At 64.4% G+C, this 13,927-nt stretch carries 15 protein-coding genes; 4 read left to right on the forward strand and 11 right to left on the reverse strand.

Features of this window, described 5'->3' with window-relative positions; genetic code table 11:
- Window positions 1-113 precede the first annotated feature (113 nt).
- The 11 genes from F8R15_RS13525 to F8R15_RS13575 all read right to left on the reverse strand — a co-directional run bounded on the left by F8R15_RS13525 (window position 114) and on the right by F8R15_RS13575 (window position 9,316).
- Window positions 114-1,247 (reverse strand): ABC transporter permease, encoded by a 1,134-nt coding sequence (locus F8R15_RS13525; protein WP_078606220.1) that lies wholly within the window; start codon window positions 1,245-1,247, stop codon window positions 114-116.
- The gene (locus F8R15_RS13530) at window positions 1,244-2,224 is read right to left on the reverse strand and encodes an ABC transporter ATP-binding protein (protein ID WP_152844917.1); all 981 of its coding nucleotides are present in this window, start codon (window positions 2,222-2,224) and stop codon (window positions 1,244-1,246) included. Before F8R15_RS13530 ends, F8R15_RS13525 begins: the two co-directional genes overlap by 4 nt.
- Complete coding sequence (locus F8R15_RS13535) at window positions 2,221-3,174, reverse strand: HlyD family secretion protein (protein WP_152844918.1); 954 nt, start codon at window positions 3,172-3,174, stop codon at window positions 2,221-2,223. Before F8R15_RS13535 ends, F8R15_RS13530 begins: the two co-directional genes overlap by 4 nt.
- On the reverse strand, window positions 3,167-3,823 hold the full coding sequence (locus tag F8R15_RS13540) for a TetR/AcrR family transcriptional regulator (RefSeq protein ID WP_152844919.1): 657 nt from the start codon (window positions 3,821-3,823) through the stop codon (window positions 3,167-3,169). Before F8R15_RS13540 ends, F8R15_RS13535 begins: the two co-directional genes overlap by 8 nt.
- A 233-nt stretch (window positions 3,824-4,056) precedes the next feature.
- Window positions 4,057-4,737, reverse strand: coding sequence for a dihydrofolate reductase family protein (locus tag F8R15_RS13545; RefSeq protein ID WP_152844920.1), 681 nt, complete (start codon window positions 4,735-4,737; stop codon window positions 4,057-4,059).
- A 75-nt stretch (window positions 4,738-4,812) separates the two neighbouring features.
- On the reverse strand, window positions 4,813-5,208 hold the full coding sequence (locus F8R15_RS13550) for a cupin domain-containing protein (RefSeq protein WP_078601764.1): 396 nt from the start codon (window positions 5,206-5,208) through the stop codon (window positions 4,813-4,815).
- A 36-nt stretch (window positions 5,209-5,244) separates the two neighbouring features.
- Window positions 5,245-5,883, reverse strand: a complete 639-nt coding sequence (locus F8R15_RS13555; RefSeq protein ID WP_152844921.1) for an NADPH-dependent F420 reductase — start codon at window positions 5,881-5,883, stop codon at window positions 5,245-5,247.
- A gap of 11 nt (window positions 5,884-5,894) precedes the next feature.
- The gene (locus F8R15_RS13560; RefSeq protein ID WP_152844922.1) at window positions 5,895-6,656 is read right to left on the reverse strand and encodes a carboxymuconolactone decarboxylase family protein; all 762 of its coding nucleotides are present in this window, start codon (window positions 6,654-6,656) and stop codon (window positions 5,895-5,897) included.
- A 153-nt stretch (window positions 6,657-6,809) separates the two neighbouring features.
- Entirely contained in the window at window positions 6,810-7,673 is an 864-nt protein-coding gene (locus F8R15_RS13565) for an aldo/keto reductase (RefSeq protein WP_152844923.1), read from the reverse strand.
- Between the two features lie 182 nt (window positions 7,674-7,855).
- Entirely contained in the window at window positions 7,856-8,785 is a 930-nt protein-coding gene (locus F8R15_RS13570) for a LysR family transcriptional regulator (RefSeq protein ID WP_253732585.1), read from the reverse strand.
- Window positions 8,786-8,860: 75 nt separating this feature from the next.
- Window positions 8,861-9,316, reverse strand: a complete 456-nt coding sequence (locus F8R15_RS13575) for a cupin domain-containing protein (protein ID WP_152844924.1) — start codon at window positions 9,314-9,316, stop codon at window positions 8,861-8,863.
- Window positions 9,317-9,559: 243 nt separating this feature from the next.
- Here F8R15_RS13575 and F8R15_RS13580 point away from each other — a divergent pair, with 243 nt between their 5' ends.
- The 4 genes from F8R15_RS13580 (at window position 9,560) to F8R15_RS13595 (ending at window position 13,910) form a co-directional block, all read left to right on the forward strand.
- Complete coding sequence (locus tag F8R15_RS13580) at window positions 9,560-10,759, forward strand: NAD(P)-dependent alcohol dehydrogenase (RefSeq protein WP_152844925.1); 1,200 nt, start codon at window positions 9,560-9,562, stop codon at window positions 10,757-10,759.
- A gap of 107 nt (window positions 10,760-10,866) precedes the next feature.
- Window positions 10,867-11,301: a cyclophilin-like fold protein gene (locus tag F8R15_RS13585; protein ID WP_253732587.1), complete on the forward strand. Its 435-nt coding sequence runs from the start codon at window positions 10,867-10,869 to the stop codon at window positions 11,299-11,301.
- Window positions 11,302-11,354: 53 nt separating this feature from the next.
- The gene (locus F8R15_RS13590; RefSeq protein WP_368731051.1) at window positions 11,355-12,593 is read left to right on the forward strand and encodes an FAD-binding domain-containing protein; all 1,239 of its coding nucleotides are present in this window, start codon (window positions 11,355-11,357) and stop codon (window positions 12,591-12,593) included.
- Between the two features lie 150 nt (window positions 12,594-12,743).
- Entirely contained in the window at window positions 12,744-13,910 is a 1,167-nt protein-coding gene (locus tag F8R15_RS13595; RefSeq protein ID WP_152844926.1) for a putative peptidoglycan glycosyltransferase FtsW, read from the forward strand.
- Window positions 13,911-13,927 lie beyond the last annotated feature (17 nt).

The raw sequence follows: 13,927 nt of genomic DNA on the forward strand, positions 1-13,927 counted from the left end.
ACCTGCAATTCAAAGGGGCGGTCGCAGCGCGGCGCGCCCCTTTTTGCTGGGATCAGGGGCCGAGAGAGATCGTGACGCTCTCCGATCTGATCCGAAAGCCGTGCCGAAGCGCCTCAATCCAGCGTCTGTCGATAGCGCAGCATCGAGATCAGCATGATCACCACGCCGATTATAGCGATCGCCCGCAAGTCGCCGGTGATGTCGGCTAGGTGGGCGCCTTTCAGCATCACCTTGCGCACGATGCGCAGGAAATGTGTGGCGGGGATCGCCGAGCCGATCACCTGCGCCCAGCCGGGCATGCCTGCGTAGGGGAACATGAAACCCGAGAGCAGGATCGTGGGCAGGATCGTCATGAAGCTCGCCTGCATCGCCTGCATCTGCGTGCGCACGAGGGTCGAGATCAGGAAGCCGAGGGCGAGGTTCACCACGATGTAGAGGTTGAAGCCGATGAAGAAGGCCAGCCCCGATCCGAGGAACGGCACCCCGAACAGAAGCTTCCCGGCGATCAGGAACACGACGGTCTGGATATAACCGATCACGACATAGGGCAGGATCTTGCCCAGCATCACCTCGAGCGGCCGGACCGGTGTGGCGATCAGGGTCTCCATCGTGCCGCGCTCTGTCTCGCGCACGATCGCAATCGCGGTGATCAACACCATCGTCATCGCGAGGATCACGGCGATCAGGCCGGGCACGATGTTCAGCGAGGTCTTGCTCGCCGGGTTGAATTGCTTGTGCACCACGACCGAGAAGGGCGGCGGCTGGCCTGCGACCGGGGCGAGGGGGCCCTGGAAGGTCTGCTTCACCGCAGTGTCGATGATCCCCGACAGCGCGCCGACAGCGGTGCCCACGGCCGTCGGATCGGACGCGTCGGCGCTGACGAGTAGCTTCGGCGACAGGCCCCGCACGATGTCACGCTCGAAATTGGGTGGGATGACCACAACGAAATTCGCCGTACCGTCGCGGAGCGCCTGATCGCCTTCCTCGGCGCTGGTGACGATGCCCTCGAACTTGAAATAATCCGAGGTCTCCATGCCCGACAGCACCGCGCGCGCCACCGGGCTTTCATCGGCCATCTCGATCAGAGTCGGCAGGTGATGCGGGTCGGAATTGATGATGTAGCCGAACATGACCAGCTGGAGGATCGGGATGCCGATCATCATCGCGAAGGTCATCCGGTCGCGCCGCATCTGGATAAATTCCTTGTAGAGCACCGCTCCGAAACGCGAGACCGAGAACCAGCTCATGGCGAGGGGCCTCCGTTGACACCGAAATTGTCGGCCGCGGTTGCCATCAGGTAGATGAAGACCTCCTCAAGCTCGGCCTCTTTCTTCTCCCATTTGCGCGCGTCGTTCTCCCCGCTCTTTTCAGCGACGACCGCGTCGAGCCCGGCGCTGTCGGTCGAGGACACATGAAGTTGGGCGCCGAAGCGCGCGACCTGCTCGACCCGCGGATCGGCGCGCAACTCTTCTTCGAGCTGGATCAAGTCGGGACCGGAGACCCGCCATGTGGTCAGGCCGACCTGATGCGGGATCTCGGCCGCGGGCCCGTCGATCAGCTTCTTCCCATAGGCGATGTAGGCAATGTAATCGCATTGCACCGCCTCATCCATGTAATGCGTCGAGACAAGCACCGTGACGCCCTGTTTGCTGAGCTGGCGGATCTCGTCCCAGAAGTCGCGCCGCGCCTTCGGGTCGACCCCGGCGGTGGGTTCGTCGAGAAGCAGGAGCGCGGGCTTGTGCTGCATGCAGGCGGCCAGTGCCAGACGCTGTTTCCAGCCCCCCGACAAAGTGCCCGCCAACTGCTTTCCGCGCCCTTCGAGGCCTAGGGTGCGCAGGGTCTCGTCCACCACTTGCTTGCGGTTCTTCACCCGATACATCCGCGCCATGAAGTCGAGGTTCTCGCGGATCGTCAGATCGCCATAGAGCGAGAACTTCTGCGTCATGTAGCCGACGTTTTCCTTGATCGCGCGCGCGTCCTTGTGGATGTCGTAGCCAAGGGTGTGGCCTTCGCCGCCATCAGGGGTGAGCAGGGCGCACATCATTCGGATCGTGGTGGTCTTGCCCGAGCCGTTGGGGCCGATGAAGCCGTAGATCGCGCCTTTGGGCACCGACATATCGACCGCGTTCACCACCTTCTTGCCGTTGAATATCTTCGTGAGCCCTTTCACGACGATCGCGGGCTCGCTCTGGGCGCTCACGCTGTCGGTGGATCTCGTGCTCATTGCACCCGCCTCAGGCTGACCGGCTGGCCCGGCAGGAGCGACGCGCCCGCCGGGATGCGCGCCTCGGCTCGGAACACGAGCCGCGAGCGTTCTTCGCGCGAATAGATGATCGGCGGCGTGTATTGCGGCTCGGAGGCCATCTTGCTGATCGTCACCTTGATGTCGGGGTCACAGCCGTCGCATTCCATCTCCAGCTGATCGCCAATGGCGAAATCCGCGCGCTCGGCCTCGGGCAGGAAGAACAGGACCTTGAGCGCGTTCGGCGGCAGGATCGACAGTACGGGCGACCCGGCGGCGGCCACTTCCCCGGCCTTGTAATAGACCGTCTCGATCCGGCCGGCCACAGGGGCGGTGACCGTCATGTCATCGAGCTGCGACCGGGCGAGATCGGCATCGGCCTGCGCCGCCTCGAGCGTTTTCTGGGCTGCGAGAACCTGCGCACTGCGCGCGGGCAGGGCCGCCACTTCGAGCTGGGCCTTGAGTTGCGCCACCTGCGCCTCGGCCTCTTCCAGCGCGGCGCGGTCGACATCCACCTTGGCCTGGGCGACGATCTCGCGGGCGAACAGATCCTCGGTGCGCTTCAGCGCGGATTCCGCGAGATTACGGTGGGCGATGGCTTGCTCCAGCGAGGCTTTGATCACGTCGATCTCGGGGTCGCGCGACCCGGTCTCGAGGTTGTTGAGATTGGCGCTGGCGGTGCCGATCTTGGCCTCGGCCGCCCGCAGCGCCGCCTGCTGTTTCGTCGAATCCATATCAAACAGGAATTGATCTGCCTTGACGCTGTCGCCTTCGATCGCCGCCAGCTTCTTGATGCGTCCGGTGACCGAGGGGGCGACATAGACATATTCGCCCTCCACATAGCCCGAGTAATGCGGCACCGGGGCGTCCCCATAGCCGGGAATGATCGCGGTGAGCAGGGCGCTGATCCACGCAACAATGGTATCAAGCATCGGTCGAACCCTCCGGTGACAGGAAAACGCCGTGGAATAGAATGTCGAGGTGGTTCTCGATCAGCTGATCGAGCGACAGCCCGTCCTCCGGCACGACGTCGAAGATCTCCGCAAGCAGGAAATGCACGACGATCGGGCCGATGATCGAGCGCAGGGTCAGTTCGGGATCGACCGGGCGCAACTGGCCCGAGGCGATGCCCTGTCGGATGATTTCGGTCGCCGCGGGCAGGACGTGGTCGAACACCTCGCGCCGATACATCGCGGCGATTTCGGGGGCGACGACGGCCTCGCGGATCACGACCTTCGGGACCGCTAGAACCTTCGGATCCCCCAGCGAGGTCGCGATCAGCGAGAACAGCGCGCGCAGCGTGGCGCGCGCATCATCGGGGGTCGGTTCGACAAGCGCTTGCGCTCGCGTGGCGATCGGGGAAACCGCCCGGCGCACCAAGCCTTCGAGGATGGCCTGCTTTGACGGGAAATAGAGATAGACGGCCCCCTTCGAGAGACCCGCCGTCTTGGCGATCTGCGCCACCGACGTATGGGCGTAACCCTTTTCATCGAAGAGCGAGAGCGCCGCGTCGAGCACCTCGTCAGGCCGCGCCTCGGCGCGACGGCGAAATTTGGGCTCGGGCGAGTCGGGATCTGTCATAGGAAGAAAATAACTGACCGGTCAGTCAGTAGCAAGATTTTTGACTCAGCCGCTTATGTCTTTCGACAATGTCAGGAAGAAGGCGAGGGGCTAGGCCCGACGCCGTTGGTCTTTCGCGGAAGTTGAAGGGGAAAATCGCTCAAGGCGAGGAGGCACCGTTGCGCCATGCTTCGCTGAGCGGTGCGCCGCCCCGAGCGCCACGATGGCGCGCGGGGCTTTGGGGCAAGCCTGTCTCAGCTTTCCTTGCTCACGCGGTGGCGGAGCCAGACGATCCCATTCTCCAGCGTCTCGGTCTGCACCAGCTCCAGCGATTGCGCGGGGCCGGTGCCTTGTTCGTAGATCGCGGGCGCGCCGCTATTGCCGTCGATCAGGGGCAGGATCAGGGTGCTGGTCGCGTCGATCAGCCCCTTGGCGAGGAAGGTGCCGTTCAGCGTGCCGCCGCCCTCCAGCAGAAGCCGCTCGATCCTGAACCCCTCGGCGACGCGGGTCAGCGAGCCTTCGATATCGTCCCCGTCGGGACCGCCGAACACGACCGAGATGCCGCGATCGATCAGCCGCTCGACATGGGCCTGCGCGACGCGCTCGGAGAGCACGATCGCCAGATGGTCGCCCTCGAGTTCGTCCGTATCCGGCAAGAGCCGCCCCTTGCGGTCGAACACGATGCCGAGGGTGCGTCCCGCCAGATCCGCCAGTCGATCGGGCCGTGCGGTGGGCGCGGGGTCGAGCATCGGTTCGACATGCGGCACCCAGCCTTCGAGCGAGGCGCGCCCGATGATCCAGCCTTGCCCCTCCAGACGCGCACCGACCGCATCGTAGATCGTCAGCAATTCGTCTTCGGAATAGGGCCACCCTTCGGTCTTCAATCGTCCGTCGAGCGTGGTGATCATATGGCAAGTGATATGCGGCCGGGGCATTGCGGGGCCTCGTGCTTTGAAAAAATTTGGGAAGAAGGAAGAGAAGGCCGAGCCGCGTAGGCCCGGCCCTCAAGGTCAGCCGTTATAGTCTTCGTCGGCGACTTTCTCGAGCCAGGTGACCGGCGAGCCGTCGATGCTTTCCTGCACCGCGATATGGCTCATCGCGGTCTCGGACGAGGCGCCGTGCCAGTGCTTTTCGCCTGCCGGGAACCACACGACATCGCCCTGGCTGATCTCTTCGACGGGACCGCCTTCGCGCTGGACGCGGCCGCGCCCGAAGGTGACGATCAGGGTCTGGCCCGCCGGGTGGGTGTGCCATGCGGTGCGCGCGCCGGGCTCGAAAGTGACATGGCTGCCCGAGGTGCGGCCGGGCTCTTCGGCCTGAAACAGCGGATCGACGCGGACGGTGCCTGTGAACCAGTCTTCGGGACCCTGCATCGAGGCGTTGGTACCGGAGCGAATGATTTTCATGGGAAAACTCCTTTCTTGGGGTAGGGGCGCGCGGGCTTAGTCGCGCAGTTTTTCGAAACGATAGGTCAGGGCGGGGCCGCCGGGTTGCCCATAGGCTAGCTCGGCGGTGACCATTGCAAAGGGTTCGACGAAACGCCCGGTGCGCAACCCGCCCGCCTCGACCGGCGTAAAGCCGATATCTTCGATCAGCCCGCGCGCGACGGCCTTCGCGCCGTCGTCATCGCCGTAGATCAGAAGCTGCGGCGGATCTGCCTGTCCCTTGCGCGCGAAGACCGGGGCGAAGCTCTCGGAGGGGGAGGTGTTGAATGTGGCCACCCAGCGCGCTTGTGGTCGCATCGTGGCGAGTTGCTCGGCCCCAGATGTCTTGGGGCCGAGCACGAGATCGCTATTGCTCGCATCGAGCGGGACGCAGCAGTTGAGCACCACCTGACCTGCCATGTCGCCAGCCTGAGCCAGCACATCCTCGATGCGGCTCCAATGCACGGCGAGCAGGATCGCATCCGCGCCCGCGACCGCCTCGGAGACGCTCGTCGCGCGCCCGCCGGTCTCGGCGGCGAGCCGGTCCAGCTTGGTCTGGCTGCGCGAATAGGCGAAGCGCAGATCGTGGCCGCATTGCGCCCAGATCCGTCCGAGCTTGGCGCCCATCAGTCCCGATCCGAGAATGGCGATCTTCATGGCAGGGTCCTTTATTCGGCGCGTTTCTCGAAGACGTCCTTGGCCACCGGCAGGGCGGAGAAGACCTTGGGCCAGCCCGCGTAGAAGGCCAGGTGCGAGAGCATCGCACCAGCTTCCTCCTGCGTCAGCCCGTTATCCATCGCGCGGTTGAGGTGGAAGGTCATCTGCTCGGGTTGGCCCGCCGCGATCAGGGCTGCGACGGTGACCATCGACCGGTCGCGCGGCGCGAGATCGGGACGCAGCCAGAGGTCGCGGAACAGAAGCTCGCGCGTGTTGTCGACCACGCCCATCGAGACATCGCCATAGGTGCCGCGCACGAAATTCTCGCGCGATTCCTCGGCCTCTTCATCGAGCGGCAGCAGGTCGACCTCTGCGCCGGGAAGGCTGTCCGCGGCGATCCCGCGCGCCTCGTAGACCGGGGCCATAGCTTCTGCGGCGGCGGTGGCGTTGCCCCAGCCGGTGTAGAAGGCGAGATGGGTGACGGTTTCCGACAGTTCGGCCGGCGTCACGCCGCTATCGAGCGCGAGTTCGACGAAACGCTCGAGGTTTCCGGTTTCATGGCGGGTCATCAGCGCCGCAAAGGTCACGAGCGAACGGTCCCGCATCGACAGTTGCTCGCCGGTCCAGACCGAGCCGAGAAGGTCATTGCTGGAATAGGCCTCGAGCGCGGGGGCCGCGCGGCCAACGGCGTCGGGGATGGTGCGATCGAGCGCCTCGCCGGAGGCCGAGGACGCGATCAGAGCAAAGGCGGAAGCTGCAAAACGGGTTTTCATATCATCTCTCCTGTCGGGTTGATCTTGTCCTTCAGAGATGGGGTAGGCGGCGTTCCGGTTAATGCCGCATCAAGCCAAGTCACTCATGAGCGAGATTCATCGAAAGGCTTGAGAGGCACCGCCGGGACAGGCCCGGCGGTGCGATGGTCTGGCTTAAAGCTGACCGCCATAGACGGGGAACATGCTCGCCTCGCCGTAATCCTTGATCTCCTCGACCGATTTCAGCGCCTCCATATCGGCGTCGGAAATCTCGAAATCGAGCGCCGCATTGGAGCGCATGTGATCGGGATTGGCGGTCTTCGGCAGCGCGACCATGCCCAGTTGCAGCACGTAGCGGATCGACAGCTGCGGGACGCTGACGCCGTATTTCTCGGCCATCGCCTTGATCTCGGCATTGTCGAGGATCTGGCCGTGACCGATCGGCGAATAGGCCTCGGCGACCATGCTGTGGCTCTGGATGTAGTCGATCAGCTCGAAGGGCGTGTTCGACACGTGCGCGAGGATCTGGTCGATCATCGGCTTGACCTTTGCATTGTCGAGCAGGTTATCGAGATCCGCCTTCTCGAAGTTCGACACGCCGATCGCGCCCAGCTTGCCCGCCTCATAGGCTTCTTCCAGCGCGCGCCACGCCTCGAGGTTGCCCTCGAAGTAGCCATCGTCACCGTGGAACTCGGTCCAGGGCTTCGGGCTGTGGATGATCATCAGGTCGATCTTGTCGAGCCCGAGCGTCTCGAGCGAGCCGTCGATGGCGGCTTTCGCATCGGCATAGTTCTTGATGCCCGCGTCGAGCTTCGTGGTCAGGAAAATCTCGTCGCGCGGAACGCCGCAATTGCGGATGCCTTCGCCGACGCCGCGCTCGTTGCCATAGGCCTGTGCGGTATCGATATGGCGATAGCCCATCTCGACGGCGGCCTTCACCGCATCGGCCACCTTGTCATCGTCGATCATCCAGGTGCCAAGGCCCAGTTTCGGGATCTCGACGCCATTGGGGAGGGTAAGGGTTTCGTTCAGGATCATGTCTGGCTCCTTGCATTGGAGTGCGCCGCGCCCCTCATGTTTCAAGAGCACGGCTTCGGTTCATGTCCTGCAATCTAGGGCGCGCTGGGCCAGAGGATAATCGGCGGAATTTTTATAGCACTCATGAGTGACAAGCATGAATGCGCACGTTCATTCACCCGGGCGTGATAATAGGGGCCCGATCAGCCCCGCTCGCGCAGCGCTTCCAGCACGGCGCCGAAGGCCGAGGAGGGGCGTTGGCGGCTGGGGTAATAGAGGTGAAATCCCGGGAAATAGGGGCAATATTCCTCGAGGCAGGCTTGCAGGGCGCCACTTTCCAGATGGGGCGCGGCGAGCCGATCCGGCACCAGCGCCAGCCCGTGCCCATCCAGCGCCGCGTGCTGCACCAACCCGATCGTGTTGAAACAGGCCTGACCGGAGACCTTCACCCGGATTTCGTGGCCCTCGGCATCTTCGAATTCCCAGGCATAGAGCGCACCATGCGTCGCCAGCCGCAGGTTGATACAATTATGCTCGCTCAGATCATGCGGGGTCTGGGGCACGCCCGCCGTTTCGAAATAGGACGGCGCGCCGACGCAGAGCATCCGTTCGTCCGGGCCGATCCGGGTGGCGATCATCCCCTCGCTCACGCTGTCGCCATAGCGCACCCCGGCATCGCATTGCGCCGAGGCCAGATCGGTGAAGCCGTAATCCATCACCAGTTCGACATTGATCGAAGGGTATTGCTTGAGCAGCGGCGAGAGCTTTGGCCAAAGCACGGTCTCGATCGCGTAATCGGTGGAGACGATGCGCACGGTGCCCGTGGGCTGGTCCTGCGCGTCGTCGAGCGCGCGCAACCGCGCCTCGATCATCTCGAAACAGGGGTTGAGCGTGGCCAGCAGGTCCTCGCCCTCCAGCGTCGGCGCGACCGAGCGCGTCGTGCGCGTCAGCAGCCGCAGGCCCAGCCGTTGCTCCAGCGCCTTGATCGTGTGGCTCAGCGCCGATTGCGACACGTTGAGCCGCGCCGCAGCTTTGGTGAAGCTGCGCTCTTCGGCGACGGCGGCCAGGGCGATCAGATCGTTGATATTCTCGCGCAGCATGAGGGAGGCCTCGCTGAATGTTGGTGTCGCCATCGGGCGGGTCTCCCTCACGATATATGCGCGTGGTTCATGACGTCCACGGATTATTCAGCCGTGGATCAGGCGACGTCACTCCAGATAATCCGCGTCGCTCACCTTCTCGCCCCAGGTCACGGCGGAGCCATCTACCACCTGCTGGATCGCGAAATGCGTCACGTGGGTCTTGTCGGTCGCGCCATGCCAATGCTCGATGCCCGGCGGGCACCAGATGACGTCGCCTGCCTGCATCAGCTGTTTGGGCTGGCCGCGTTCCTGCACCCAGCCGGAGCCTGCCGTCACGACGAGTTTCTGGCCCGCCGGATGGGTGTGCCAAGCCGAACGCGCGCCGGGAAGGAAGGTCACTTCGCCCGCGCTCACATCGCCCATGTCGGGGCCGAAGACGGGGGCGACGAGGGCGGTGCCGGTGAAGGTGTCAGAGCTGCCGATCGTGGCTGCGCGGCTCTCCGCCGGGGTCAGTTCCATCGACTGCGCAACGGCGGCGGGGGCGGCGAGAAGGACGGCGAGCGTCGTGACGGTGCGGATCATCAGGGGTCTCCCTTGGATTGCGTTTCAATGGCAAGGCCGTGATCTCCCTGGCCTCGCCTTCATTGACGTAAGGGGCGCCGTCGCGGGGTTAATGCCGCAAAAGCCGGAAAGCCTCATGAGCAGGATTCATGGATGCTGTGCGCAAAGCAGTGATTATCTGCGGCGCGTTTCACGGCATGTTGAAAGGCAGGCGCCACCCTTGTTCCGGCGCTCTTCGTCAGTTCCCGAAAAAGGAGGCCCGAGATGTGCCAGTCCTGCAATGACACGTTCCAAACCCTGACCCGCGATGGCGAAAGCCGCCGCAATTTCCTGCGCAGCGGGGCCGCGCTGGCCGCAGCCCCCTTGGCGGCGAGCGTCGCCACGCAAGCGGCCGCGCAAGAGGCCGGCGCATCGCTCGAAGCTTCCGAAGTGCGGGCTTGGGCGGCCTTCGACACGGATGGCAGTTTCGCGCCCCATACGGTCCCGCGCCGTGCCGCTGGCCCGAAGGATGTCGTGGTCGAGATCATGTACAGCTCGATCTGCCACTCGGACATTCACACCTACAAGGCCGACTGGGGGATGCCGCAGTTCCCGCTCGTTCCCGGTCACGAGATGGTCGGCCGGGTCGTCGGCATCGGCGCTGAGGTCACCAAGTTCCGCGAGGGCGATATCGCCGGGGTCGGCACGATGGTCGACAGCTGCGGCACCTGCGCCAATTGCCTGGCCGACCGCGAGCAGAACTGTCTCAACGGCACGACCTTTACCTATAATTCCGAGGACAAGATCTCGGGCGGGGTGACCTATGGCGGCTATTCCAAGAAGATCGTCGTGAAGGAAGATTTCGCGCTGCGCATTCCGCCGGGGGTCGATCTGGCCGGGTTCGCGCCGCTTCTGTGCGCCGGGATCACCACCTTCTCGCCAATCAATCACTGGGACCTGCAGCCCGGCCAGCGCTATGGCGTGATCGGCATGGGCGGTCTGGGCCATCTCGCGGTCAAGCTGGCGGCGGCGAAAGGGGCCGAGGTCGTCGTCTTCACCACTTCCGAGGACAAGATCGCCGACGCCAAGGCTTTCGGTGCCGCCGAGGCCTATCTCTGGTCCGACGAGGCCGCGATGCGGAGCCAGATGGGCAGCTTCGATCTGATGCTCTCGACGGTTCCGGTGGCCTATCCGATGCAGCAATTCCTGAACCTGCTCAAGCTCGACAAGACGCTGGTCAATGTCGGCGCGCTGTTCCCCATTGAGGGGGCGCATGGGATGATGATGGGCTTCGGGCGTCAGAGCCTCGCGGGCTCGATGACCGGCGGCATTGCCGAAACCCAGCGCGTGATCGACTTCGCCGCGCATCACGGGGTCGCGGCTAGCTATGAGATGATCACCCCCGATCAGATCGGCGAAGCCTGCGAGAAGGTCGTGAACAAGCAGGCGCGCTATCGCTATGTGATCGACATGACCCAGGCCTGAAAGGGCGACTGATGAGTGCCGCTCATCTGTGGCAGTATTGCGCGGGGGGTAATCCTCCTGCGCAATCGCGCATAGATTTGTCTCCAGACAGCAGGAGGGCATCGGCCATGAGCGTCACAAAGTTTCTGACACCCGTCGCGGCGCTATGCGTCGCCGCCAGCATGGCCTGCGCTCAGGAGACGAAAGGAGACAGCATGATCCCGATCACCGTGACCGCAGGCGAGACGGTTCTGACCGCCACGCTCGACGACACCCCCGCCGGGCGCGATTTCGCGGCGCTCATGCCGCTGGAGTTGACCCTGCGCGACTACCACGGCATCGAGAAGATCGCCGATCTGCCGCGCAAGCTCGACACGACCGGCGCGCCGCGCAGCTACGAGCCGAAGACGGGCGACATCACGCTTTATGCGCCTTGGGGCAATCTCGCGATCTTCTACAAACCTTTCGCCAACTCGCCGGGCCTCGTGCGGCTGGGCGCGTTCGACGGGTCGGTCGAGGTCCTGATGAGCAATCCGACGGTTCGGTTCGAGCGGGTCGAGTGATCGCATACGGCCCTCGCGGCGTAGATCGGTAGCCCGACCCGGAAGGAGATGCCGTGACCGTTGCCGAGCCTTTGCCATTGCCCGCCGCCACTCACGCGGCTGGCGAGGACCGCCTGACGCGGTTCGCCCCGAAGATGGGTGTGGATTACGCGCAGGCGCGCAATTTCGATCACGGGGCGGGGCGGCACTCGGCGGTGTCGCAACTGTCGCCGTATCTGCGGCGGCGTCTTGTGCTGGAGCGTGAGGCGGTGGCGCGGGCACTTGACGCGCATGGGCCGGAGGCTGCGGAGAAATTCGTGCAGGAGGTGCTCTGGCGGGGGTATTTCAAGGGCTGGCTGGAGCATCGCCCGGAGGTCTGGGCGCGCTATCGGGACGGGTTGGCGCAAGACCTCGCCGCACTGGACGGTGCCCCCGATCTGGCCGCGCGCGTGGCCGAGGCCGAGGCGGGGCGCAGCGGGATCGCCTGTTTCGACGCGTGGGCGTGTGAGCTGCGCGAGACCGGCTATCTGCACAACCATGCCCGGATGTGGTTCGCCTCGATCTGGATCTTCACGCTTCGGCTGCCGTGGCGGATCGGGGCGGATTTCTTCTATCGCCATCTGCTCGACGGCGATCCGGCCTCGAACACGCTCAGCTGGCGCTGGGTCGCGGGGCTGCATACGCGGGGCAAGTTCTATGCCGCCGAGGCCGGAAATATCGCGCGCTATACCGGCGGGCGGTTCGCGCCCGATCCCACGCAATTGGCAGAGGTGAGCGAGGGGCTGGAGACGGAAGAGCCCGAGGGGCTGCCTCCGGTCGCGCCGCTGCGTAAGCGGCGCGACCCGCAGCCGGAACTGCCCACGGCGCTTCTGATCACGGAGGAAGATTGCCGCGTCGAGGATTTCGATCTGAGCGCGTTCGATCTGCGCGGGACCGCGACTGTCACCGCAAGTCACCTTCGCTCACCGCGCAAGGTGGCGCCGCATGTCGCCCGGTTCGAACGGGACGCGCTCGCCGATGCTGCCGCGCGCTCAGGGTTCTCGGAAGTGCAACGCATGAGGGCCGAGGACTCGTCAGCACTGCTCGATTGGGCGCAAAGCCTCGGCGTGCAGCAACTCGTCACGCCGTATGTCCCGATCGGACCGCTCGGCGATTGGCGCGAGCGCGCGGAGGCGGCGCTGGGCGCGCATGACATCGCGCTGTGCGAGCTGACGCGGGAGTGGGATCGCGTGATCTGGCCCCATGCCACGGCCGGGTTCTTCAAGGTCAAAAAGAAACTCCCTCAAATCCTTGCAGAGCTTGGCTTGGCCTGAGGGCAAGGGGAATTGCGCGCGCCCTTGCCGATCATCGCCGAGTGATCGCGCCGCTTCGGAATTTTCCTAGTCATCTCAAAGCTTTTGGGCTACGATTCCGATCAGACCCGGAAAACGGGCGTATTCGAGGCAGTAACGGCAGTATAGCCCATGACAGAAATGGCATTCGGCACCGTCCCCGTGCGGGCCGGTGAACCCGTCTTACCGAAATGGTGGCGCACGATCGACAAATGGGCGCTCGGCGCCGTTTTGGCGTTGTTCGGCCTTGGCATGCTTCTGGGGCTCGCCGCCTCGGTGCCGCTGGCAGAGCGCAACGGTCTTGAGCCCTTCTATTACGTCAAACGTCAGGCCTTCTTCGGGGTGGTGGCGCTGGGCGTGATGCTGGGCATCTCGATGCTCGACCCCAAACAAGTTCGCAGGCTTGGCGTGATCGGCTTCGTCGGCGCCTTCGTCGCGGTGATACTGCTGCCGGTGCTGGGCACCGATTTCGGCAAGGGCGCGGTGCGGTGGTATTCCTTCGGTTTCGCGTCGATCCAGCCGTCCGAATTCCTCAAGCCCGGTTTCGTCATCATCTCCGGCTGGTTCATGGCCGCAGCCCATGACGTCGGGGGCCCGAAGGGGCGGCTCTATTCCTTCCTGCTGATGATCATCATCGTGGTGGCGCTGGCGCTGCAGCCCGATTTCGGGCAGGCCTCGCTGGTGCTGTTCGCATGGTCGGTTATGTATTTCATCTCGGGCGCGCCGATTGCGCTGCTCACGGGGATCGGGGCGCTGACCGTGGCCGGCGGCTTCTTCGCCTATAACTTCTCGGAGCACTTCGCGCGCCGGATCAACGGCTTCCTCTCGACCGATGTCGATCCGCGCACCCAGATCGGCTACGCGACGAACGCCATCCAGGAGGGCGGGTTCTTCGGCGTCGGCGTGGGGCAGGGCTCGGTGAAATGGTCGCTGCCCGATGCGCATACCGACTTCATCATCGCGGTCGCGGCTGAAGAATACGGCCTGATCCTCGTCCTCGTGATCATCGCGCTTTATGCGACGGTCGTGATCCGCTCGCTGCTGCGCCTGATGCGCGAGCGCGATCCCTTCACCCGGCTCGCGGGCTCCGGTCTGGCCTGCGCCTTCGGCGTTCAGGCGATCATCAATATGGGCGTCGCGGTGCGCCTTCTGCCCGCGAAAGGCATGACTTTGCCGTTCGTCAGCTACGGGGGCTCTTCGGTCATTGCTTCGGGGATTGCGGTGGGTATGTTGCTCGCGCTGACTCGGACCCGGCCGCAGGGACAGATTTCGGATATTCTCGCCCGACGCGGTCGCTAAAACCCTCAGGAGGGGGA

Source organism: Thioclava sp. JE_KL1, assembly GCF_009296265.1.
GTDB lineage: Bacteria > Pseudomonadota > Alphaproteobacteria > Rhodobacterales > Rhodobacteraceae > Thioclava.